Origin of the sequence: Anderseniella sp. Alg231-50, assembly GCF_900149695.1 — a bacterium.
In the GTDB taxonomy this organism is placed as follows: domain Bacteria; phylum Pseudomonadota; class Alphaproteobacteria; order Rhizobiales; family Aestuariivirgaceae; genus Anderseniella.
The window spans coordinates 214,206-238,276 of record NZ_LT703007.1; the positions used below are offsets into that span (position 1 = coordinate 214,206).

22 protein-coding genes are annotated in these 24,071 nt (G+C 58.4%); 7 read left to right on the forward strand and 15 right to left on the reverse strand.

Translation table 11 applies throughout. The features are described 5' to 3' along the window. Positions 1–40: 40 nt before the first annotated feature. A complete protein-coding gene (locus tag DHN55_RS20995; protein WP_337660632.1) occupies positions 41–304 on the reverse strand; it encodes a hypothetical protein in 264 nt (87 codons plus the stop codon). Positions 305–500: 196 nt separating this feature from the next. Here DHN55_RS20995 and DHN55_RS21000 point away from each other — a divergent pair, with 196 nt between their 5' ends. Next, positions 501–884 (forward strand): hypothetical protein, encoded by a 384-nt coding sequence (locus DHN55_RS21000; RefSeq protein WP_337660633.1) that lies wholly within the window; start codon positions 501–503, stop codon positions 882–884. 57 nt (positions 885–941) lie between these two features. On the opposite strand, the gene DHN55_RS21005 is transcribed toward DHN55_RS21000, so the two are convergent. The 4 genes from DHN55_RS21005 to DHN55_RS21020 all read right to left on the reverse strand — a co-directional run bounded on the left by DHN55_RS21005 (position 942) and on the right by DHN55_RS21020 (position 3,302). After that, the gene (locus tag DHN55_RS21005) at positions 942–1,211 is read right to left on the reverse strand and encodes a hypothetical protein (RefSeq protein WP_108883510.1); all 270 of its coding nucleotides are present in this window, start codon (positions 1,209–1,211) and stop codon (positions 942–944) included. A 176-nt stretch (positions 1,212–1,387) separates the two neighbouring features. Then, positions 1,388–1,825, reverse strand: a complete 438-nt coding sequence (locus DHN55_RS21010; protein WP_108883511.1) for a MaoC/PaaZ C-terminal domain-containing protein — start codon at positions 1,823–1,825, stop codon at positions 1,388–1,390. 243 nt (positions 1,826–2,068) lie between these two features. Next, positions 2,069–2,725 (reverse strand): L,D-transpeptidase family protein, encoded by a 657-nt coding sequence (locus DHN55_RS21015; protein ID WP_108883647.1) that lies wholly within the window; start codon positions 2,723–2,725, stop codon positions 2,069–2,071. 148 nt (positions 2,726–2,873) lie between these two features. After that, positions 2,874–3,302, reverse strand: a complete 429-nt coding sequence (locus DHN55_RS21020) for a transcriptional repressor (protein ID WP_108883512.1) — start codon at positions 3,300–3,302, stop codon at positions 2,874–2,876. 175 nt (positions 3,303–3,477) lie between these two features. Here DHN55_RS21020 and DHN55_RS21025 point away from each other — a divergent pair, with 175 nt between their 5' ends. Genes DHN55_RS21025 through DHN55_RS21040 form a run of 4 tightly spaced genes read left to right on the forward strand, consistent with a single transcriptional unit; the run spans position 3,478 to position 6,927 of the window. After that, the gene (locus tag DHN55_RS21025) at positions 3,478–4,320 is read left to right on the forward strand and encodes a metal ABC transporter solute-binding protein, Zn/Mn family (protein ID WP_108883648.1); all 843 of its coding nucleotides are present in this window, start codon (positions 3,478–3,480) and stop codon (positions 4,318–4,320) included. After that, entirely contained in the window at positions 4,320–5,207 is an 888-nt protein-coding gene (locus tag DHN55_RS21030) for a manganese/iron ABC transporter ATP-binding protein (RefSeq protein ID WP_108883513.1), read from the forward strand. The genes DHN55_RS21025 and DHN55_RS21030 overlap by 1 nt, the downstream gene beginning before the upstream one ends. Further along, positions 5,204–6,061, forward strand: coding sequence for an iron chelate uptake ABC transporter family permease subunit (locus tag DHN55_RS21035; RefSeq protein WP_108883514.1), 858 nt, complete (start codon positions 5,204–5,206; stop codon positions 6,059–6,061). The genes DHN55_RS21030 and DHN55_RS21035 overlap by 4 nt, the downstream gene beginning before the upstream one ends. Further along, a complete protein-coding gene (locus DHN55_RS21040; protein ID WP_108883515.1) occupies positions 6,058–6,927 on the forward strand; it encodes an iron chelate uptake ABC transporter family permease subunit in 870 nt (289 codons plus the stop codon). The genes DHN55_RS21035 and DHN55_RS21040 overlap by 4 nt, the downstream gene beginning before the upstream one ends. On the opposite strand, the gene DHN55_RS21045 is transcribed toward DHN55_RS21040, so the two are convergent. After that, complete coding sequence (locus tag DHN55_RS21045; RefSeq protein ID WP_108883516.1) at positions 6,914–9,220, reverse strand: phosphate acyltransferase; 2,307 nt, start codon at positions 9,218–9,220, stop codon at positions 6,914–6,916. The two genes, DHN55_RS21040 and DHN55_RS21045, sit on opposite strands and share 14 nt — an antisense overlap. 188 nt (positions 9,221–9,408) lie before the next feature. Continuing rightward, positions 9,409–11,193, reverse strand: coding sequence for an aspartate--tRNA ligase (aspS, locus tag DHN55_RS21050; RefSeq protein WP_108883517.1), 1,785 nt, complete (start codon positions 11,191–11,193; stop codon positions 9,409–9,411). Between the two features lie 155 nt (positions 11,194–11,348). Here aspS and DHN55_RS21055 point away from each other — a divergent pair, with 155 nt between their 5' ends. Both DHN55_RS21055 and rnd read left to right on the forward strand, forming a co-directional pair. Beyond that, complete coding sequence (locus DHN55_RS21055; RefSeq protein WP_108883518.1) at positions 11,349–12,593, forward strand: MFS transporter; 1,245 nt, start codon at positions 11,349–11,351, stop codon at positions 12,591–12,593. A 70-nt stretch (positions 12,594–12,663) separates the two neighbouring features. Further along, positions 12,664–13,815 carry a ribonuclease D gene (gene rnd / locus DHN55_RS21060; RefSeq protein ID WP_108883649.1) on the forward strand — a complete coding sequence of 384 codons (1,152 nt, stop codon included), beginning with the start codon at positions 12,664–12,666 and terminating at the stop codon, positions 13,813–13,815. A gap of 202 nt (positions 13,816–14,017) precedes the next feature. On the opposite strand, the gene cydB is transcribed toward rnd, so the two are convergent. From cydB to DHN55_RS21105, 8 genes are all read right to left on the reverse strand, one after another. Next, complete coding sequence (cydB, locus tag DHN55_RS21070; RefSeq protein ID WP_108883520.1) at positions 14,018–15,022, reverse strand: cytochrome d ubiquinol oxidase subunit II; 1,005 nt, start codon at positions 15,020–15,022, stop codon at positions 14,018–14,020. After that, positions 15,012–16,427: a cytochrome ubiquinol oxidase subunit I gene (locus tag DHN55_RS21075; protein WP_108883521.1), complete on the reverse strand. Its 1,416-nt coding sequence runs from the start codon at positions 16,425–16,427 to the stop codon at positions 15,012–15,014. Before DHN55_RS21075 ends, cydB begins: the two co-directional genes overlap by 11 nt. Before the next feature lie 116 nt (positions 16,428–16,543). Continuing rightward, complete coding sequence (locus DHN55_RS21080) at positions 16,544–18,055, reverse strand: Ppx/GppA phosphatase family protein (RefSeq protein ID WP_108883522.1); 1,512 nt, start codon at positions 18,053–18,055, stop codon at positions 16,544–16,546. A 59-nt stretch (positions 18,056–18,114) separates the two neighbouring features. After that, entirely contained in the window at positions 18,115–20,319 is a 2,205-nt protein-coding gene (locus DHN55_RS21085) for an RNA degradosome polyphosphate kinase (protein WP_108883523.1), read from the reverse strand. Between the two features lie 124 nt (positions 20,320–20,443). Then, positions 20,444–21,145, reverse strand: coding sequence for a DnaA/Hda family protein (locus DHN55_RS21090; protein ID WP_108883650.1), 702 nt, complete (start codon positions 21,143–21,145; stop codon positions 20,444–20,446). Positions 21,146–21,150: 5 nt separating this feature from the next. Continuing rightward, positions 21,151–22,245, reverse strand: a complete 1,095-nt coding sequence (locus tag DHN55_RS21095; protein ID WP_108883524.1) for an AI-2E family transporter — start codon at positions 22,243–22,245, stop codon at positions 21,151–21,153. A 5-nt stretch (positions 22,246–22,250) separates the two neighbouring features. Next, entirely contained in the window at positions 22,251–22,823 is a 573-nt protein-coding gene (locus tag DHN55_RS21100; RefSeq protein ID WP_108883651.1) for a CDP-alcohol phosphatidyltransferase family protein, read from the reverse strand. Positions 22,824–22,854: 31 nt separating this feature from the next. After that, positions 22,855–24,060, reverse strand: coding sequence for a DUF2066 domain-containing protein (locus DHN55_RS21105; RefSeq protein ID WP_108883525.1), 1,206 nt, complete (start codon positions 24,058–24,060; stop codon positions 22,855–22,857). Positions 24,061–24,071 lie beyond the last annotated feature (11 nt).

Sequence of the window (24,071 nt, forward strand, 5' to 3'; positions counted from 1 at the left end):
GGAGTTCGCATCGGCATCTCGTCTTCGCCGGATACCCGGATCAGTTGATCAGCATGGCTTCCGTTGACGAATGGCCGCGGTCACATCCACCGCCATACCCGGAATAAGACGGTACGGACTGTGACTGCTTGCCGGTCTTGCCGACTTCGCCCGTCGCCACTGTGGCGGCAGCTTCAGCGGCCGTTGTGGTCGTTACTGCAGTGTTGGCATTTGTTGCCGGAGCGGGTGTTGCTTCAGGCATCGAGCCGGCGACAGCCGGCAATGCGAACAGGGCAATGAAAGCAGGAACAAGCATTGTTTTCATGGTAACCTCCGATAAATCGACATGGTACTCATCAAGGCCGTCTGCCTTAGTGTAACGCACTCAATGCGGTTTTCCTATGGAGCTTTCGTGGTTTTGGCGATCAGGTAACCTGAGCCCCGGCGAGACCAGGCTGGCAACAACGCCTGTTGCTCCCCATATCTGACAGGTAGTGAAGTCGAACCAGGAGGATGCACAGATGGCCGTAACCCAGATACTTGCCGCCCTGATCGGGCTCTATTTCATCTGCGGCGGCATCGCCATCCTGCGCGACCGCAAGGTGATGGCTGGCATGATGGAGTCGCTTATTGATCAGCCGGTACTGGGCTATCTGGGCGGCGTCATGGCGTTTGCCATCGGCGGCACGATTTTGGCCGTGCATTCACTGTGGACCGGATGGCTGGCTGGTTTCGTGACGCTTGTCGGTTGGGTGGCGCTGGCAGAAGGCGTGCTGCTGATTGCGGCACGTGAACCATTTTTGAGGATTGTGTCGAAACTGAAACTGGACAATCGTTTCGGCACAATCTTGAGCCTGGGCATCATCGCGCTTGGCGGTGTGCTGCTGGCGGCGTCATTACTGTGAGATGCAAACCCTGAAAACCGGCCCGCGTTAAGCGGTTCGTGTCATTCCACAGAGCGTTCAAAGGTGGAACTTCGTTGGTGACTGGCGGGCCGTTTTTGGCTTGGCGGGCCGTTTCCTGGCAGGCGATTTCCGATTTCCGGCAGCAGCGTTGTTGGCTGTCAGCAACGGGATAAGGCGTGACAGACGTGCACTGCACTGCACCAGCAGTTTAAAATCGTCCTCGCTCAAGGTTCCGCCGCCTGCGGCCAGCTTTTCCAACACATCAAGATCAGCGGATACTGAATCCACAGCAATCGTCTCTTCGGAAAAATTGTTCAACCCGGTCATGTGATACGGGGCCTTTTACAAGGATGATCGACAACTTCACCTTCCCCCGATGGCGCGAACTCAACGCAACAAACATGTTTCTTTAAGCAGGTATTAGCAGATTCGGCGATTCTGCAGAATCCCGATCAGGCAAAGATTATACTGCAGTTATGATGAAATTGAGTTTTCTGCGTGCGTCAGTCGTCATCCGCACTCGGCACCTTGACCAGGGCCTCGCCTTCCAGCACCAGCAGATCTTCAACCGAGCAACTGCAGGCCAGCCTGACGCGATTGCCCTTGTCGCTCAATTCCAGCACTTCGACACGCGCCGTTACAATGTCACCAATGCGCACCGGAGCCTTGAAATTCAGTGTCTGCTTCATGTAGATCGCGCCGGGCCCCGGCAACCTGGTGCCGATCACTGCTGAAATCAGGCTGGCTGTGTAAAGGCCGTGGGCAATTCGACCCTTGAAAGGGGTCTGGGCTGCAAAGTGTTCCGACAGATGGATCGGATTACGGTCACCTGATATCTCAGCGAAACCTATCACGTCGGACGACTTGACCTCCTTGGCATAGGTCTCCGACATGCCAACGGACAGATCTTCGAAATACAGGGTCTGGGTGGCAGGAAGCATGGCTGGAATCTCGCTTAAAACTGGCGACAGACGAATTATATTGCACCGCAATATGCGCATCCGGGCAATTTCTGTCCAGCCCTGGTAGAAAGGATTCGGCGAACTGGTTTTCGCCCGCCTGGCCAAGCAAAAACAGGCCCCAAAAATGAGAGACCCCGGAACGCTTGAGCCCCCTCGTGCGTTCCGGGGTCAGGGTAACCCCCCAAGGCTCCCCTGCAAAACCAGTTATGTGGGCGCTGCCTGCTAGCGGCGCACGATCACCCTCGCACCGACGCGGGCGCGCTTGTGAAGATCGATAATGTCAGTGTTGGTCAGGCGAATGCAGCCCGACGATACAGCACCGCCGATTGAAGACGGGTTGTTGGTGCCATGAATACGGTACAGCGAGCTGCCGATATAAAGTGAGCGGGCGCCCAGAGGATTGTTGGGACCGCCTTCCATGCGCGCCGGCAGGATAATGCCCTTTTTCTTTTCACGCGCGATCATTCGTTTTGGCGGTGTCCAGCTTGGCCACGTGGCCTTGCGGGAAATTTTCGCGCTGCCGGACCACTGGAAGCCCTGGCGGCCTACGCCGACGCGGTATTTGTAGGCCTTGCCGCCGGGTTGAATGAGGTAGAGGTTGCGTTCGGACGTATCGACAATGATCGTGCCCGTCTTGTGTTTGGCCCCTTGCGGAAAACTGACCAATCTCCGCGTACTGGGTCCGTAGTTACCACCGCCCCCACCAAAATTGAAGCCGGAGCGGCTCCTGTCGCCGTTGTTGTTATTGCCGATTCCACCAAAAAGACATTCGATAAAATTACTGCACTGCTTGCCGTTTCGCGATTCTGCGCTTGCTGTTGGCACTGCCACAGCCGCTGCGAGTACAATCGCGGAAAGTGATAGTAATGTGCGGCGCATGGAACCTCCTGCTCGCGAATCCCTTGAAGCAATCAGCTTCTCGATGACCTGACCATAGATGCGGCTGCGCAGCACATTCAAGGGCGAGTAGAGGCGTCGATGCATTATTTTGAAAAGTGTTGCATAAATGCCACGGTCGGCAAAAACCTTATACTTTAGTCTTACGACCGTACAATTCGAGCCGGTGATGGACAATTTCATAACCCAGTTCGCGGGCAATCTCTTCCTGCAGGCGTTCGATCTTCTCCGACTGGAACTCGATCACCGCGCCGGTGTCCATGTCTATCAGGTGATCATGGTGCGGCCCGTCTGCCGGCTCATAGCGCGACCTGCCGTCGACAAAGGCGTGGCGCTGGATGGCGCCATGTTCTTCCAGCATTTTCAAGGTGCGGTAGACAGTGGGCAGCGAGATGCGGCTGTCCTGCCTCACAGCACGCCGGAAAATATCCATGGCATCGGGATGCTCGTCCCCCTTGTCGGCCAATATCTGGATGATGAGTTTGCGCGGCTTGGTAATACGCGCCCCGCCCTCACGCAGGGCGTTCAAAAGTTCATCGCTGTCCAACGGTGTCGACATGGCGGCAAACTAGCAAGTTGATAATCATTTGCAATAACAAAATGCCGTTGTGAAATTCCTTATTGCAAATAATTTGCATTTACATAAAGTAACCGCCAGCAAACTGACAACCGGAGCATCGTACGTGGGTCAAAACCTGAAACAGATCGCAATCCTGGCAACACTGGCGGTCGCCATGTTCGGCATGGCGCCAGGTGCCCATGCAAAACTGAAGGTTGTCACCACCTTCACCATCATTGCCGACATGGCGTCCAACGTGGCCGGAGATGCCGCTGAGGTCGTTTCCATCACCAAGCCCGGCGCGGAAATACACAACTACCAGCCGACCCCCAAAGACATTGTCCGCGCCCAGGATGCCGACCTGATATTGTGGAACGGGCTCAACCTGGAACAGTGGTTTGAGAAGTTTCTCGCCAACCTGTCCGGCGTTCCGTCCGTCGTCATCAGCGACGGGGTCCAGCCCATGAGCATTGTGGCAGGCCCCTACTCCGGAAAACCCAACCCGCATGCCTGGATGAGCCCGACAGATGCGCAAGTGTATGTCGACAACATGGCCCGTGCCATGGCTGAACAGGATCCGGAAAACGCAGATGTCTACAAAGCCAATGCAGAGAGTTACAAAGCCGAGATCGAAGCCCGCGTTGCCCCCATCCGCCAGTCACTTGCCGCCATTCCCGACAACGAACGCTGGCTGGTCACAAGCGAAGGCGCATTTTCCTACCTGGCCCGGGATTTCAATCTGAAGGAACTGTTCCTGTGGCCGATCAATGCCGACCAGCAGGGAACGCCACAGCAGGTGCGCCGGGTGATCGACGAGGTACGGGCCAACAATATCAGGTCGGTGTTCAGCGAAAGCACGATTTCGCCGGCTGCCGCAAAACAGGTGGCGCGTGAAACCGACGCCAGATACGCCGGGGTACTGTACGTGGACTCACTATCCGGCCCGGACGGTCCCGTGCCCACCTATCTCGACCTGCTCAGCGTCACAACCCAAACAATCGCGGCGGGATTGAAGTGATGCTAAACCCGGTCCGAACAGAGCAACACAACGACGACGGACTCCAAGTCCAGGATGTGACCGTTACATATCGTAACGGTCACACTGCACTTTATGACGCCAGTTTCTCATTGCCGGCCGGCACGATTACGGCCCTCGTCGGCGTCAACGGATCCGGCAAGTCCACCCTGTTCAAGGCCATTATGGGATTTGTACCACTGGCCAAGGGCGACGTCAGAATGCTCGGCATGAGCGAGGAACAGGCGCTGGAGCGCAACCTTGTCGCCTATGTGCCGCAATCCGAAGAAGTCGACTGGAACTTTCCCGTCCTGGTCGAGGATGTGGTGATGATGGGCCGGTACGGCCACATGAACTGGCTGCGCATGCCGAAGCAACGTGACCATGAAATGGTTGCCAGCGCACTTGAGCGGGTTGGCATGAGCGACTTCCGCAAACGCCAGATCGGCGAACTGTCCGGCGGCCAGAAAAAACGGGTGTTCCTGGCCCGGGCGCTCGCCCAGGAAGGCAGGATCATCCTGCTTGACGAACCGTTCACGGGCGTCGACGTGAAGACCGAGGACGCCATCATCAAACTGCTGCACGGTTTGCGCGATGAAGGACACATCATACTTGTCTCGACCCACAATCTCGGCTCGGTGCCACAGTTCTGCGACCGCGCCATCCTGATCAAGGGCACCGTGCTTGCCGACGGACCGACGGCGCAGGTGTTCACGCAGGCCAATCTTGAACATGCCTTCGGCGGCGTGCTGCGCCAGTTCACCCTGGGCGGCGAAGACCTGCATGACGACGATGATGCCCGCACCGTTACGGTTCTCACCGACGATGAGCGCCCGTTCGTGATTTACGGCGACAAGGAAAAGGAAGAAGAACAGGAGCGGCGAAAATGAACCTGCTGCTGGAGCCGTTTGCCTACAACTACATGGTCAATGCCATGTGGGCTTGCGCGCTGGTCGGTGCCGTGTGCGGTTTCCTGTCGGCCTATCTGATGTTAAAGGGCTGGTCCCTGATCGGCGATGCCCTGTCGCACGCGATCGTGCCCGGCGTGGCCGGCGCCTACATGCTCGGATTGCCGTTCTCGATCGGGGCGTTTTTCTCCGGCGGCCTGGCGGCGCTGACCATGCTGTTTCTGAACCAGCGCACCAAGCTGCGCGAAGACGCCATCATCGGCCTGATCTTTACATCGTTCTTTGCGCTGGGACTGTTCATGGTCTCGCTGTCACCGACATCGGTCAACATCCAGACCATCGTGCTCGGCAATATCCTCGCCATTACCCCGGAAGACCTGGTCCAGCTGGTCATCATCTGCGGCGTTTCCATGACCGTGCTGCTGCTCAAATGGAAAGACCTGATGGTCACGTTCTTCGACGAGAACCACGCCCGCTCAGTCGGGTTGAACACAACCGCCCTCAGGCTGGTGTTCTTCACCCTGCTGGCAGCGTGCACCGTTGCTGCACTGCAGACAGTCGGCGCGTTTCTGGTGATCGCAATGGTGGTGACACCGGGTGCCACCGCCTATCTGCTGACCGACCGGTTTTCCAGACTGATCATCCTGTCAGTGTCGATTGGAGCCGTCACCAGCTTTCTCGGAGCCTATCTCAGCTATTTCCTCAACGGCGCGACCGGCGGGATCATCGTCATCCTGATGACTGCTGTTTTCCTTCTCGCTTTCTTGCTGGCGCCAAAGCACGGCATGCTGGCGGCAAGGGCAAAGGCCCGAGCCGTCCTGGAGACACGGTCATGAGCCCCGTCCTTGACTGGTTCATGCAGCCGTTTGCCTTCGAGTTCATGCAGAAGGCGTTCATCATCACTTTCCTGCTGTCGGTGCCGATGGCGGTCCTGTCCTGTTTCCTGGTGCTCAAGGGCTGGTCGCTGATGGGTGACGCCATTTCACACGCAGTGCTGCCCGGCATCGTGCTGGCCTACATTGTCGGCGCGCCCCTGGCCGCCGGTGCGTTCGCGGCGGGCATGGCATGTGCGATGGCAACCGGATTCCTGGACCGTAATTCCAGAATAAAGCAAGATACCGTAATGGGGGTGGTGTTCTCCGGCATGTTCGGCCTCGGCCTGGTGATGTATGTCGCCATACAGACCGAGGTACATCTCGACCATATTCTGTTCGGCAACATTCTCGGACTGACCTGGGGCGATGTTACGGAAACAGCCGTCATCTCGATCATTTGCAGCCTGGGCATGGCGATCTGGCGCAAGGACCTGCTGCTGCATGCGTTTGACGCACAGCACGCTCGTGCCATCGGGCTGAAAGTCCAGCTTTTGCATTACGGGCTGCTGGCCGCCATCTCGCTGGCCATCGTCGGCGCGCTGAAAGCGTCCGGGATCATACTGGCGATTGCGTTGCTGATCGCGCCGGGAGCGATCGCATTTCTTGTCACGCGGCGGTTTGAAACCATGCTGGGCGTCGCCGTCGCGGTCGCGGTCGGCTCAAGCCTTGCCGGTGTGTTTGCCAGTTTTCATCTGGATTCAGCCCCTGCGCCGACCATCGTACTGGTCATGACCGGCCTGTTCATCGCCGCCTTCATCCGCCAGCAGATGCGCTTTGCAAAGCTCAGTCGGCAGCCACGCCAGAGTTCTGACCCTACGCCTTCGTGATGGAGTTGGCGTAGTCGATACGCGCCTGCACTTCCACCGCGGCAACAGCCGATACATTGACCACCGACCTGGTGGTGGCGGCCGGCACCAGCACATGGGCGGTTGCCGCGGCGCCCACCAGGATCGGGCCGATCGGTGTGCCGGCGCCGAGCTCCATGACCAGCTGGTAAGCCAGGTTGGCCGCGTCGGAGTTCGGGAACATGAACACATTGGCCTCGCCTGTCAGGGTGGATCCCGGGAACAGCCGCTGGCGCAAATCTTCGTTCAGCGCCGTGTTGCCATGCATCTCGCCATCAAACTCAAAGTCGGTGCCCTGCTCATGCAGCAGGTCGGCAGTGTCACGCATCAGCTGGATCTCTGCCGACTCGGCGGAGCCAAAGCTGGAATTGGCCAACAAGGCCACTTTGGGCTCGACGCCAAAGCGCTTGATGATGCCTGACACCCGCCGGGTCAGTTGCGCCATCTCCGCGGGCGAGCGCTCGACATTGCCGTAGGTATCGGCAAAGAAGTAGACGCCGCGATCCAGAATGCAGCCCGATATGGCAGCAAAATCACCGGTCCGTGGTCCCATGCCGATAATCCGGCGGATGTGGTCGAGATGGCTGTAAAACCGTCCTTCGAGTCCACAGATCATCGCGTCGGCGTCGCCGCGCTGAATGGCGAGTGCCGCGATCACGGTTGAATTGGTCCGCACCAGTGTCCTGGCGGCATTCAGCGGTACGCCCTTGCGGCCGGCGATTTCAACCAATGTGTTGACGTAATCCAGATAGCGCGGGTCCGATTCCGGGTTGATGACCTCGACATCCTTTCCGGCCTTGAGATGAAGCCCGAAAGAGGCAGCCCTGCGCTCGATCACGTCAGGCCGGCCAATCAGGATCGGAATGGCCCAGCCGTCTGTCTTGGCCAGGGATGCAGCACGCATGGCACGCTCATCTTCACCTTCGGCGTAGATGATGCGCTTGGGGTTCTGCTTGGCAGCGGCAAACACCGGACGCATGATCATGCCGGAGCGGAATACGAAGCGTGTCAGGTGTTCGACGTAAGCGTCGAAATCCTCAATCGGCCTTGTCGCCACGCCTGTCTCCATGGCCGCCTTTGCAACGGCAGGTGCGATGCGCAATATCAGGCGCTGGTCAAACGGGTTGGGAATCAGGCTGTCTGTGCCGAACGAAGAGACGCCACCTTCATAGGCACGTGCGGCGAGCTCGGAAACCGCTTCGTGGGCAAGGGCGGCAATAGCATGGGTTGCCGCAATCTTCATTTCCTCATTGATCGCCGTCGCACCGACATCCAGGGCACCGCGAAAGATATACGGGAAGCACAGAACATTGTTTACCTGATTGGGGAAATCAGACCGGCCGGTGCAGATCATGGCATCAGGTTTGACCTTGCGGGCTTCATCGGGGTGAATTTCCGGATTGGGATTGGCCAGCGCCATGATGAGCGGCTTGTCGCCCATCTTTTCGACCATCGCCGGTTTCAGTACACCGCCTGCGGACAGCCCCAGGAACACGTCAGCCCCTTCAATGATATCGCCGAGGGTGCGGGCTTCGGTCTTCTTGGCGTAAGGCGCCATCCACTGGTTGATGCCGTCGCGGCCTTCATAGGCCACGCCGTCAATGTCTGAAATCCAGATGTTTTCCGGTTTTGCCCCCATGCCGACAACCAGGTTGAGGCAGGCCAGCGCTGCAGCACCTGCGCCGGAGGTCACAATCTTGCTGTCTTCCAGTTTCTTGCCGGCAATCTCCAGCCCGTTTACGATCGCAGCGGCGACAATGATTGCCGTGCCGTGCTGGTCGTCGTGAAACACCGGTATGTTCATGCGCTGCTTGAGCTCGTCTTCGATAATGAAGCATTCCGGCGCCTTGATATCCTCCAGATTGATGCCCCCGAAGGTCGGTTCCAGTGCCGCGACAGTATTCACGAAGAGGTCGGAATCCTTGGCATCAAGCTCCAGATCAAATACGTCGATGTCGGCAAATTTCTTGAACAGGACCGCCTTGCCTTCCATCACCGGCTTGGACGCCAGCGGACCGATATCGCCAAGCCCCAAAACGGCGGTGCCGTTGGTGATCACCGCAACCATATTGCCGCGCGCCGTCAGCGAATGCGCTTCAGCGGGCTTGTCATGAATCTCCATGCACGCAGCCGCCACACCGGGTGAATAGGCCAGCGCCAGATCGCGCTGGTTGGACAAGGGTTTGGTGGCCTTGATCTCCAGTTTTCCCGGTTTCGGGTTGCGATGGTAGTGCAGCGCGTTTTCGCGCAGCTCGTCGGTTACAATGCGTGGCATGGAGGCGTTTCTTCCGGGTTGTTCATGTCCTGGCGGATCTTGTTATGGCTCCAAGCCTATAGCAGCGTAAGAAGACATTCCACAGTATAGATTGCTGCGAACCGAAGGTGTCACACAGCACAATACTCAGGACATGGAGCCGGGATCATGCAAACCGTGTTTGCAGGGAGGTCACCTTCGGCCGGCGTTCACTCTTTCGGCAAGGACAACCGCACATGCAGTTCCCGCAACTGGCGCGGTTCTGCTTCGGACGGCGCGCCCATGAGCAGGTCGGAGGCCTGCTGGTTCATCGGGAACAGGGTGATCTCGCGCAGGTTTCGCGTACCGCACAGCAGCATCACAACCCGGTCGACACCAGCCGCCATGCCGCCATGGGGCGGTGCGCCATACTGGAACGCCCGGTAAAGGCCGCCGAAGCGTTCCTCGACCACGTCCTTTGGCAATCCGGCAATCTCGAACGCCTTGACCATGGTCTCCGGCTTGTGATTTCGGATACCGCCCGAGGCGATCTCGAAACCGTTGCACACCAGGTCATACTGGTAGGCCTTGATGGTCAGCGGGTCCTGGTTCTCCAGCGCATCCATCTCGCCCTGCGGCATCGAGAACGGGTTGTGCGAAAAATCGACCTTCTTTTCTTCCTCATTGAATTCGTAAAACGGGAAGTCGACGATCCAGGCCAGTTCGAAACGGTCTTCATCGATCAGCTTAAGTTCCGCCCCTGCCCGGTCACGCGCAGCGCCTGCGAAGCTGGCAAACTTTTCCGGCAGGCCGGCAACAAAGAAACAGGCATCACCGTCATCCAGGCCCATCTGGGTGCGAATGGCATCAGTCCGCTCTGGTCCGATGTTCTTGGCCAACGGCCCCGCCCCTTCAAGGTTTTCACCTTCGCCGCGCCAGAAAATATAGCCCAGGCCGGGCTGGCCTTCGCCTTGCGCCCACGAGTTCATCCGGTCGCAGAAGGCGCGCGAGCCGCCGGTCTTTGCCGGGATCGCCCAGATTTCGACCTTCGGATCAGACGCGATCATGCCGGCAAACACCTTGAAACCAGAGCCGGCAAAGTGTTCGGTCACCGCCTGCATTTCAATCGGGTTGCGCAGGTCCGGCTTGTCGGAACCATACTTGCGGATGGCATCGGCATAGGCAATGCGCGGGAAGCTTTCGGTCACCGGCTTGCCGTCGGCAAATGCCTCGAACACGTTGCGCATCACCGGTTCAACAGTACTCAGTACATCGTCCTGGGTCACGAAGCTCATCTCAAGGTCGAGCTGGTAGAACTCACCGGGCAACCGGTCGGCGCGCGGGTCTTCATCGCGGAAGCACGGCGCAATCTGAAAGTACTTGTCGAAACCCGACACCATCAGCAACTGCTTGTACTGCTGCGGCGCCTGCGGCAGCGCATAGAACTGGCCCGGGTGGATCCGGCTCGGCACCAGGAAGTCGCGCGCGCCCTCAGGCGACGATGCAGTCAGGATGGGCGTCGAAAACTCGTTGAAGCCGGCACCGGCCATTTCAGCCCGCATCTTGGCGATGATGGCTGACCGTTTCATGATGTTGGCATGCAGCGTCTCACGGCGCAGGTCGAGGAAACGGTATTTCAGCCGGATATCTTCGGGATAGTCAGGCTCGCCGAACACCGGCAGCGGCAACTCCGATGCTTTCGACAGCACCTCGATTTCGCGTGCGAACACCTCCACTTCTCCGGTCGGCAGGTTGGTGTTGACGGTTTCTTCCGAGCGCGCCTTGACTTCTCCGTCGACACGGATGACCCACTCACCGCGCACGGCTTCAGCAGTCTTGAAGGCGGGTGAGTCCGGGTCAGCCACGACCTGGGTCATGCCGTAGTGGTCGCGCAGGTCGATGAACAGCAAACCGCCATGGTCGCGCACACGGTGAACCCAGCCTGAAAGGCGTGCGGTTTCACCTACATTGGTCTTGGAAAGCTGGGCGCAGGAATGGCTGCGATAGGCGTGCATGGGTAACCCTCTTGGCAAACACGGAACTTGTGCGTTGGAATGCGCGGGAAAAGCGCACGAGGCAGCCTATTTGTCAAGGTTTTGGCTTGAGAACCCGAGGACAGAAGTCTAGGACAGATGTACGCACTGATTTTGCTTCGCGCGGACGCACGTCGATGAATTTCCTGCTTCCCCTGTCTCCCCTGCTCGCCGCCGCCGGCATCCTGCTTGCCGGCAACGGATTGCAAGGCACGCTGATTGCCCTGCGTTCTGCTCACGAAGGGTTCGATCCGTCGCTGATCGGGCTCATGGGGACCGGCTATTATGCAGGGTTCATGTTGTCATGCCTGTTTACCGCAAGGCTGATCCGCGCAGTAGGCCATATTCGCGTGTTCTCCGGACTGGCCGCCATAGCGGCATCGGCATCGCTGACCATGGTTTTGTGGCTTGACCCCGTTGCGTGGATTGGCCTGCGCTTCATTTCCGGCTTCTGCTTTGCCGGCCTGTTCATGGTCATCGAGAGCTGGCTCAATGCGTCCGTTGACAATGCCCATCGCGCCAGCACCTTGTCGGTTTACAGGCTGGTGGACCTTGCGGCGGTTACCGGATCGCAGTTCCTGCTGCCGGTGTTCGGTGCGTACGGCTTCGCCATTTTCGCCATCGCGGCGATCATGACCTGCCTGTCGCTGGTACCGATATCCCTGATGGACAGGACCGCCCCGAAACCGCCTGACGAGTTCCGGTTTTCCATCGCCAGCATCTGGGCCGTGTCACCGCTGGCCTGTTTCGGCTGCATCACCATCGGCATGACCAATTCGACCTTCCGGCTGATGGGGCCGATCTATGCATCAGACATCGGTTTTGACACGACCGGCGTTGCTACTTTCATGAGTGCAGGCATCATTGGCGGGGCGGTTTTGCAGTTGCCGCTCGGCTGGCTGTCGGACCGGCTCGACCGGCGCTGGGTCCTGATCATTGCCACACTGGGCGCTGCTGCTGCAGGCTTCGTATTGTCCTATGCAGCCGGGACATCACATTCGATGGCCCTGACCGGCATCTTCATGTTCGGCGCCTTTGCCCTGCCGCTGTACTCCTTGTCGGCAGCGCATGCCAATGACCGGGCAAAACGGGGACAGTATGTCATCGTGGCCGCCGGGTTGAGTTTCTTCTTTTCGCTGGGCGCGATGATCGGGCCGTTTGTGGCCGCACAGGTGCTGTTAATCTTCGGACCGGACTTCTTCTTCACCTACACCAGCATCGTGCACCTGAGCCTGGTAGCCGTAACCCTGTGGAGAATGACAGTGCGCCGGACACCTGACATGAAGGCGAAAAAACGCTATGCGACGCTGCTCAGAACCTCTCCGGTGATGTATCGCCTGGCCCACAAGGCCGCCAACAAAGGCCAACGCAAGAGCGATTGACGGTGTTTTCAACCATAGATTGAAGCGATGCGCTTGATTTGCGGCCAACATTCTGGCTTTGTCCCTGCCCATGCAAATAATTACCACCACCGACGACCTCGCCCGCCTCTGTAAAACGCTTTCCTCAGACGCTTATGTGACTGTTGATACCGAGTTCATGCGCGAGCACACGTTCTGGCCGATCCTGTGCCTGATCCAGATTGCGGGAACCAGCGAGGAGGCCATCATCGACCCGATGGCCGACGGCATCGACCTGGCTCCGTTCCATCAGTTGATGGCGAATGAGGCGGTGCTGAAAGTGTTCCATGCCGCCCGGCAGGATGTCGAGATTTTCGTTGAGGCAACCGGCGCCACGCCGACACCGATCTTCGATACGCAGATTGCCGCGATGGTGTGTGGGTTCGGCGACCAGGTCGGATATGAGGCACTGGTCCGCAAGCTGGCCAGCCAGCAGGTCGACAAGTCTTCCCGGTTCACCGACTGGGCCCGCCGGCCGCTGACCGACAAGCAGCTTGCCTATGCGCTGTCCGACGTCACCCATCTCCGGGTGGTCTATGAAAAGCTGCACGACATGCTGGCCGAAAACGGCCGCACGCCCTGGCTGGCGGAAGAAATGGCGGTCATTGCATCTGCCGATACATACATTTCCAGACCGGACGATGCGTGGAAGCGGCTGAAATTCCGCCCGCGCAATCCCAAGCAGATGGGAATTGCCGTTGCCCTGGCGAAGTGGCGTGAAGAGCGTGCGCAATTCAAGAACATGCCCAGAAACCGCATCATCAAGGACGATGCAATTTCTGAACTGGCAACACAGGCGCCGCGCAACAAGGCCGGGCTGGCGAAACTGCGCGCTCTGCCGCGCGGGCTGGCGGATGGCGGGCTGGGAGACGAAATCCTGCGCGCCATCGAGGCAGGCCTTGCCATGTCGAAGGACAAACTTCCACGAATTGAACCGTCGAGAGGCCCGCAGCCGGAAGGTGCATCAGCCATTGCCGATGTATTGAAACTGGGCCTGAAAGTGGTCTGCGAGCGCGAAAACATCGCCCCGCGCCTGATTGCCAACGCGGCCGATATCGAGGAATTCGCCGGCAATGGCGGGGATCACCTGCAGATGATGCGCGGCTGGCGGCATGAGCTGTTTGGCGAAGTCGCACAAGGCTTGAAAACCGGCAAGCTGGCGATTGGCATTCGCGACGGCAAACCGGACATTTTCAGCGCTTAGAGCGGCATGGGTTCAGCTGAACTCATTTAGTTTCTCTAACATCTTATAAACAATCAGCTTTATGGCTTTTGATTGATTCAGTCAAACGCCATACGGATCTAGACAAGCACAAGCTTGATCAGATAAGCGATGCTGCCGACGACGGCCACACCGGCCAGCCAGTAAGCGACGAACCACATCAGTTTGCCGGCAGAAGACGCCATCAGTGGTAGCCCTCGTCCGGATCGATCTTGCCGCGAAATACCCAATATGAATAAGCCGTATAGGCGAGGATCAGCGGCAACAGCAAAGCGGCACCCACGAGGGTGAAGGCCAGGCTTGAATCGGGAGCGGCCGCTTCGGCAATCGTCAGGCTCGGCGGCACGATGTGCGGATAAAAGCTGATGCCGATGCCGGCAAAGCTCAGAATAAACAACACCAGAGACGCCAGAAACGGCGTGGCGTCGTGTTTGTCCCGCAGACCGGTGTACAGCTTCCATGCCGATGCAGCGAGCAACAAAGGCACAATCGCGGAGAAAATCGCGGTCGGCCAGGCGAACCAGCGATCAGCATAAACCGGGTCCAGAAACGGGGTTATGGCGCTGACAACGCCAATGAAGCCAAGCGTTATGACAGCCAGTCCCCGGGCCCTTGACCGCATTCTCTCCTGCAAGCCGCCTTCTGTCTTGTAAATCAGCCAGGTGGCCCCAAGCAGTGTGTAGCCAAACACCACCGCGACACCCGTCAACACGGAAAACGGGGTCAGCCAGTCCCACCAGCCACCGGAGTAAGCACGGTCGGTAACGGAGATGCCCTGCACGAGAGCCCCCAGTGCGACACCTTGCGTGAAGGCCGCAACAAACGAACCGCCCCAAAAGCCCCAGTTCCACAGAAACTGGCCGCGTGCCGTGCGCCAGCGATACTCGAACGCAACCCCGCGGAACACCAGTGCCAACAGCATGATGATCAACGGCATATAAAGCGCCGGAAGAACAGTCGCATATGCCAGCGGAAACACCGCAAACAAGCCGCCGCCGCCCATCACGAGCCAGGTTTCGTTGCCGTCCCAGACAGGGGCCACCGAATTCATCATGATATCGCGATCATGCTTTTCATGTTCGACCACGAACAGCATGCCGACGCCGAGATCAAAACCGTCCAGCACCACATACATAAGAACGGCAAACGCGATGATGGCGGCCCAGATATGAGGAAGATCAAATTCCATTGCCCGTGCCCTCCTGTCCTGCCGCCTGCGCAACAGGCGTGATGCCTGCGCTGCGCAAGGGACCCAGTTTGAGTTCTGCTCCGCCACTGCCCGGGGGTTTGCTCATCATCCGGAGAATGTAGAACACGCCTGCCCCGAACACGAAGAAGTACACAATGATGAAGGCGACCAGCGATGTGGCGACGGCCGGTGCCGCTATGGGAGCAAGCGAGTCACTTGTCCTCAGCAAGCCGTAGACGGTGAACGGCTGGCGGCCGACTTCCGTTGTCACCCATCCGGCCAGCACCGCGACAAACCCGGCAGGCCCCATGGCAATGGCAGCCATGTGCAACCAACTGTCGCGATAGAGCACATTGCGCCAGCGCGCCCACAGGCTCCAGATGCCGAGGCCAAGCATGGCGAAGCCCAGGCCGACCATGATGCGAAAACTCCAGAACACGATGGCAACCGGCGGTTCGTCTTTATCGTCAACTGTGTCCAGGCCCGCCAGTGGCGCGTTCAGGTCATGCTTCAGGATCAGGCTCGACAGTTTCGGAATTTCGATGGCGTAGTCGACGCGTTTTTCCGCCTGGTTCGGTATCCCGAACAGGATCAGCGGCGCGCCGTCCGGATAACTGTCGAAATGGCCTTCCATGGCCATGACCTTGACCGGTTGATGTTCAAGCGTGTTGAGCCCGTGCAGGTCGCCGGCGAATATCTGGACCGGCGTTACGATGGCCGCCATCCACATGGCCATGGAAAACATCACGCGGGCCGGTTTGTGCTTTCTGTCCTTCAGCAGATGCCAACCGCCAACCGCACCGACAACCAGGGCCGTGGTGAGAAACGCAGCCAGCACCATATGCACCAGCCGATAGGGAAAGGACGGGTTGAAGACAATCGCCCACCAATCCTCCGGCACAAACTGCCCTGCTTCGTTGATCGAGTATCCGACCGGTGTCTGCATCCATGAGTTGACCGACAGGATCCAGGTAGCCGACATCAAGGTGCCTGCTGCGACGACGGCTGTGGCAAACATGTGCAGCTTGTCGCCGACGCGTTTGCGCCCGAACAGCATGATGCCGAGGAAACCAGCCTCCAGGAAAAACGCGCTCAAGACCTCATAGGCCATCAGAGGCCCGAGAATGGGTCCGGTCTTGTCGGAAAACACGCTCCAGTTTGTGCCGAACTGGTAGGACATGACGATGCCCGACACGACGCCCATGCCAAAGGCCACCGCGAATATCTTTTTCCAGTACTCAAACAGGGTCAGATAGGTCTCGTCGCCGGTTTTCAACCACAATGCGTTGAGCACCGCGAGGTAGTTCGCCAGGCCAATGGAGAACGCCGGAAACACGATATGAAAAGAGACCGTAAACGCGAATTGAAAGCGCGCAAGCAATTCGGCAGAGAAGCCATCAAACATCTGTCATGTTCCGGGTTCGATTGGAATGCCTATGGTTTCAAGATAGGCTTCCGCACTGACCAGCACACTGGCGGATACTGTCGCAGGGCCAAATCGCCGCAAGGCGTAATCACCTGCTATCCGCGGCGGATTTCCGGTTCCAGCCCCATGGCGCCGGCCAGCTGGTTCAGCTTCTTTGCAACTGATTCACCGTAAAGGTCCGACAGCTTCTTCGGCATGTCCAAGACCAGTTTCTTGCCGTCAATGAACAGTTTTATCTTGGGCAGAAGGCCGGTCATGGCACCGGTCAGCACATATGCAAGGCGCATGGCGCCGGCCAGTATGCGCGCGCGCTCCAGCCAGTCTTCCGGAATCAGGTCGACGAATTCGCGCGGTGCATGTTTGGCATTGATGCCCTGGTAGCGGAAAAAGACGGCCAGTGCCAGGAACAGCCGGCCGGGATGATCGACGCCCACAATTGCCGCTTGCGAGATGATGGTCAGCGCGCGTCCCGACCGGTAATCAGGGTTTGCCCGCCAGGAAATGTCAGCCAGCATGCAGGCCGCGTGACGCAGGCGGCGCTCTTCTTCCGTCTCGGCCTGCTTGGCATCGGCAAACAGGTTGTTGGTCCATGCGCACAGTTCCAGTTCGTGATTGGGCGATCGTGCATAACGTTTTGCAAAGTCCCAACTGGCGTTTAGCAACGGGTCGGAATCGCGGACACGCTTTTTGAGCTTGCCGAACAACAGGCCCTCACGAACACCGTAGATCGACGTCACCATGTCTTTTGGTTGCGTGCGCGCCAGCAGGCGCTCCAGCACCAGTGCCGCCAGCGGCAGTGTTTCCGACCGGCTCTTGGACACAGCGTCAATACCCTTGAGCGTGTCCGGAGACAGGCGTGACACAAAATCAGCCAGCGACAGGGCAGTTGAATGATCCATTGTGTAGCCCTGAACAATGATCAACGGATAGTGGATCTGGGCCATGTGCAGACGGGCAAGGTTACGCCAGGCGCCGCCAACGCCATAAAAGGTTCGCCCCTTCAGGTTTTGCAGCAGTTTCGCCCGATCAAGCTGCGCATCGATGTATTGCTTGGCCGCATCGATGTCGGTGCCGGTTTCACCCAGAATCCGCAACGGGCCCAGAGGCAGGGTTATGCCATCGCGCAGCTTGCCCATCGACACATCAACAAGTTCCAGGCTGCCGCCGCCCAGGTCGCCAACAACGCCATCGGCATCGGGTATGCCCGACAACACGCCCTTTGCCGCAAAGGCGGCTTCCTGGCGCCCGGTCAGAACACCGATATCGACGCCCAGGAGCTTTTTGGCTTTTGTTATGAAATCCCGGCCGTTGGATGCGTCGCGCACGGCAGCGGTTGCCACGGAAAAGATTTCACTGACATTCATCTGACTGCACAGGGCGCGAAATCGCCGTATGGCGTTCAGGGCGCGTTCCGAGGCGTCATCATCAAGCGCGCCGGTTTCAGCCACGCCGCGGCCAAGTGCGCACAATACCTTTTCATTGAACATGGGCGACGGCGCGCGCCTGAGGCCGTCATACACGACCATACGCACGGAGTTCGAGCCGATATCCACCACCGCTACCGGGGGTGCACCGGAAATCCTGTCGAGTCTCTTGGCCGGGTTCACTCAGACCTGTCCCGCTACTGAAGTGCAGATCAGAATCACCCCCTGACCGCGCATTGCCTTTAACGACCGGCAATAGCAGGTGGAAGGCTATCTTTCAAAGAACTTCCGCGTCCGGATAGCGATGGGTTGTTCATAAAGTAGTCATGAGCGTTAAATGGCTCTTCGTCCGGACCCGCTGCGATGCGCTGCGAGCTGCCGTCAGGCATCAGTTGCCAGCTTTGCTGGTTATCCCTCAGGTTGGCGACCATGATCTGGTCAAGCACCTGTTCATGGACTGTCGGCGTATCCACCGGCACCAGGGTTTCCACGCGGCGGTGCAGGTTGCGCGGCATCCAGTCTGCCGATGAAATGTAAATGCGTGCCTTCTTGCTTGGCAGGCCTTCGCCATTGCCGAAACAGACAATGCGGGAATGTTCCAGAAAGCGGCCAATGATGGATTTAACGCGGATGTTCTCCGACAACTTGGGCACGCCCGGCCGCAGGCAGCAGATCCCGCGGATGACCAGTTCGATCTGAACACCGGCATTACTGGCGCGATACAGCGCATCGATGATTTCCGGATCGACCAGCGAATTCATTTTTGCCCAGATGGCTGCCGGCCTGCCGGCCTTGGCGTGAACGATCTCTTCTTCGATATGCGACAGCAGGCGCTTGCTCAGCGTCAATGGCGACAAGGCAATACGTTCCAGTTCGGTCGGCTCTGCATAGCTGGAAACATAGTTGAACAGCCGCGCCGCATCTCGGCACAGGGCCGGGTCGCAGGTAAAGAACGACATGTCGGTGTAAATGCGCGCGGTAACCGGGTGATAATTGCCGGTTCCGTAGTGGACGTAGGTTCTCAGGTGACCGCCTTCGCGGCGAACGACCATTGACGTCTTGGCGTGGGTCTTAAGTTCAACAAAGCCGAACACCACCTGGACACCGGCACGCTCCAGGTTGCGCGCCCATTGAATGTTCTTTTCCTCGTCGAATCGGGCTTTCAGCTCGACCACCGCCATGACGGATTTTCCCGCCTCCGCCGCCATGACCATCGCTTCGACAATCGGGCTCTGGTTGGACGTGCGGTACAGGGTTTGCTTGATGGCCACGACATCAGGGTCGCGAGCCGCCTGACGGATAAACTGCACGACAGCATCAAACGACTCATACGGGTGATGAACAATAATGTCCTTTTGCCGGATAGCGGCAAAACAGTCGCCACCATGGTCGCGGATGCGCTCCGGGAACCGCGGATTGTAAGGCGGAAACTTGTGTTCCGGCATATCGTCGATAATGAGCTGGGAGGTATCGGCATAGCCGACAACCCCGTCGCACATGACAATGGCATCGGCCTCCGCGTTGAGTTCGCGGGCAATGAAGGTTCTGAGGTTTTCCGGACAACCGGTATCGACTTCAAGGCGCACCACGCTGCCCCGGCGGCGGCGTTTCAGGGCTCGTTCAAAATAGCGAACCAGGTCCTCGGCCTCTTCTTCCACCTCGATGTCACTGTCGCGCAGGATGCGGAATATACCCCTGCCCTGCAATTGATATCCGGGGAACAGCCGCGGCGCAAAATGGGTGATCATGTCTTCGATCATGATGAAGCGCGCAACCGACAATCCGTCATCCGTTTCGCCATTCGGCAGACGGGTAAACCGCTCCAGCTGCTGCGGCACCTGCACCAGTGCCTTCATCGTCTCGCCATCCGACTTGCGCATGAGCTGCAGTGCAATCATCAGGCCACGGTTGGGCAGGAACGGAAACGGATGCGCAGGATCGATGGCGATCGGCGTCAGCACCAGCAACACCTGTTCATGGAACCGCTCATCAAGCCAGGCCCGGTCCTGCCGGGTCAGTTGATCGGTATTGATGAGTTCAACCCGGTTTTGCTGCAGCTCATCACGCAGGGCATGCCAGCGCTCGTCCTGCTCGCCCATCAGTTCGGCCGCCTCCGCGCGCACGCTGGACAACTGATCGGCCGGTGTCAGGCCATCTTGCGACAAACCGGTGACATGCTCGCGTATCTGGGCGGCGAGCCCGGCGACGCGGACCATGTAGAATTCATCCAGGTTATTGCCGGATATGGACAGGAACCGAAGCCGTTCGAAAAGCGGATGGGCGGTGTTTCGTGCTTCCATGAGCACACGGTAATTGAACCCCAGCCACGACAGTTCGCGATTGAAAAACCGCTTGGGTGAATTGATCAAATCCGGACTGGCTACAGGACCGCCGGTTGTCGGGTTGGCAGTCGCCAGTTCCTTGGATTCCTTGCTCTCGAGATTCATGTTTCCTGGTTCCGCGGGCTGATCAGAACCGCAAAAATTGCAGACGATCACCTATCTGATAGAAAAACATAACACATCTATGACAGCGACCCCAATGACGCTGCGCAAAGAGTATTAATCAGGTTCAGTCGTCATCGAACGTGTCCTGCCCGGCATCGTCCTGCATTACACGGGCAACCAGGTTGCGGGTGATTTCAGCGCGATCCGCCAATGCCCGTGCGTCGATTTTCGCCACCAGCGACCGGGCCGCCGCAAACGAGCGTTCCATCCGCAATACCATATAACTGATAGCGGCTTCGTCGACATGCAACTGCCGGTCTGCAAATTGTTTCACCAGCAGTCCGCGCAACAATTCATCATCAGGATCACCCAGGCTTGCCACCTGTGCCGCCTTGAGGCGTGAAACGAGATCAGGCAATGCAACATTCCAATGCGACGGGTAATCGCAAGACGTGATCAATATGCTACCGGACGTTTCGCGTGCCAGATTGATCAGGTGAAACAAGGCAACTTCGTCGAACCCGTCACCCGGTGCATCTTCCACGGCAACCGCACCGGCGCGCATCAGGTCGGCCACACCGGACATTTCCAATGCACTGGCCTGAACCACGCCGGCGTCAGCACGGGTACACCACACATCGCACAGATGGCTTTTGCCGGACCCTTCCGCGCCCACCAGAATGAGCACTGGTGACGGCCAATCGGGCCATGCATCCACAGCCGCCACGGCAGCCTCATTGGCGCCTGAAACCAGGAAGTCATCACGCCCTGTCGCCACCCGGTGCGGCAGGTCGAGCGTGAGTTGATGTGCAGGTCTTGCGGACACGGCGTTCAACCGCCTTTGGGGGGTGCCGGCTGGCGACGTTTCCTGACCCCCAGATACAGTTTCGAGCCGAGGTACTTGTTCAGGAAAAACCGGGACAACACACCAATGGCGGCTGCAAGCGGCACTGCCAGCAATATACCGGCGAATCCGAACAGGTAACCGAACGCCAGCAAGGCAAACATCAGCCAGACCGGATGCACGCCGATGGACTGGCCAACCAGTTTCGGCGACAGGAAGTTACCCTCGATAAACTGGCCAAACCCGAAGATGCCGGCAATGATGAGGATCTGCACCCAGTCCGGCCAGAACTGCACCAGCGCCGTGGCTATGGCGAGAATACCGCCAATAGCAGCACCGACAAACGGAATGAAGGACAACAAACCCGCTGTGAGGCCGATCAATAAGCCGAAATTCAAGCCAGCGGAAATCAGCGCCACGGCATAGAATATTCCAAGCAGCATGCAGACGGTGCCCTGCCCGCGAATGAACCCGGCCATGGCCGCATTTATGTCGCGGGCAACACCACGCACGGTATCAACATGATCGCGCGGCACCCAGCCGTCGATCCGCTCAACCATGCGGTCCCAGTCGTTCAGCATGTAGAAAGTGACAAGCGGCGTGATGATCAGCAGCGACATGAGATTGAACAGCGCCAGGCCACCTGTAAGAATGGACTGCAGGAGACTGGCTATCCACACCGCAGCCTTGGCAGCAATATCCGACCCCGATGCCGGCAGGGTTGAACTTGTTTTGGCAAGCGCTTCCTTCAGCCAGACCGGCGCCAGATCATTGAACAACGTTACAAGGGTCGAGACATTGGATGGCAAGCGCTCGGCGAATTTACCAATCTGGTCTCCGATGAGCGGTACAACCAGCAGCAGAACCAGCACGAGCACAAAAATACTGGTCAGGACAATAACCAGGGTTGCCGCCAGACGCGGCAGTTTCAGGCGTTCAAGGGCATCCGCTACGGGATCGAGAAAATAGGCCAGCACAATGCCTGCAATGAACGGAAGCATGATGTCGGCAAACAACCACATGAAGGCAATGAACGCGCCGAGCACGATCAGCCATACAGAGACCTGACGCTGGACAGTCATGGCTTTCACCCCTCATCGGCAGAATCAGCAGAATGATCTCTAGCACCCGCTTTCGCCATATGTTGTAGCCAGTCACGCAAATAAACAGCAAGAGAGGCCAAGGTCAGAGCTGCCGTAAGCGATGCTCCTGCCATTACCATGGTTGAGTTCACTGAAGAAAACGCTAACGCGGCAAGCAAGGCTATCACCAGCAGGATCTGCATTACCGTATTGGCTTTTGACACCATGTTCGGTTCCATCTTGACCGGCCTGTCCATCAGCCAGGACAGGATTACGGCACCGACAATCGCCACGTCCCGGCTGACTACGATAATCACGATCCAGGTCGGCAGGTGCTCGAATATACCGAGTACGACGTAGATGGTCACCAGCAACGCCTTGTCAGCGATAGGATCCAGATAGGCGCCGAGTTCGGACGCCAGGTCAAACTGCTTGGCCAGAAAACCGTCCACGGCGTCCGAGATGCCGGCCAGGACGAAAACGAAGAACGCGGCCGGGTAAAGCGACTGATACAGCAGCCACACGATAACCGGCACCAGGAACAAACGCCCGATTGTGATGAAATTGGGAAGCGTCATTGCCGATGCACCGGCAAACCGCACCTGAGCATCAACTTGCCTGCAACACCCATGTCCCACCTACGTTCTGCAATGCAAGGCCAGCCGACCAAAGCGACTGGCGCAATTGTTCAAACCCCGTCACGTAAGACAACTGCACGATGGCGCCGCCTTGTGAAATGGTCGAAATATCGACGCCTGAGACCCCCGGTGTCGACAATATCCTTGCGCGCAATGCCGACCACTCTTCGGTCGAATAAAAGGCAACGGCGATCGGAAGCGTCGCGACAGGCAGACTCTGGGTTACGGGGCCTGTTTCGTTCTTCTTCTTCCAGCGCAACAGCATGACCTGATGGAAGCGCAAAGCCGCAATTCTTGCAGCTTCTGCGATACCGCCGCCGTTCTCCGCGACATAAGCCTTGTCAAATTCCAGCCTTCCCACCGCGCTGGCGCCGACCATGGTCGCCTGGACCGTATCCTCGCCGACGGCCGAGGCTTCCGCGACCAGGATCGTATCCGCTTCATACCGCAATCTGATCGCCTCCAGCGACGCCTCATCGCGGCCGGCGGCAAGTTCGGCGGTCAGGGTATCGGTGTCGGCCAGATCGCCCAGCGGTACAATCAGGGGAACAGGCGAGTTCTCCGCCCGCAGTGACAGCCAGGCCGTCCGCCACGGGTTGTCTTCCCACAACATCAAACTTTCCGGGGTGCGCCAGACCGGTATAATGACCGTCCTGCCGGCCAGCTTCTCGCTGTAACTGACCCCCAGTTCAGCCATTATCTTGCGCATTTCACCGGGCAGGAAGCGCACTGTAAGTTTGCCGATATAGCGCTGCGGTCCGGTACGCTCTTCCTCAATCGACAGACTGTCTAGCATCGCGTCAATGCGTTTGGACGGGATGCCCGAGAGTTTGCCCGCAAGTGCATTACCACCGACGCGCTGCGCAAACAGGGCGAATGCTTTCACGTTTGCCTCAGTAATGGCCTGTTTTTTGGCCTCGGCTGCGGTTTCTGCCCGTACGTCCACCTCTACGCCGGTTATCGTGTACAACGGGTTTTCCCGGGCAAACGACGGTGATGCAGCAACAAGGCTTGCGAACCCGATCAGCAACGCGCAGACAACTGCGAAGCGCATGGCAGCGGCGGTCTGCCGGCACGTGCGCTTGAGGCGACCGGTCAAGTTGGCCGGCCCATCTGCGGCAATCGTGGCCCTCGAGCTGTCGCACCTGTTCAGCACGTCGTGGATAAATGACTTCATTACCCGGCGAT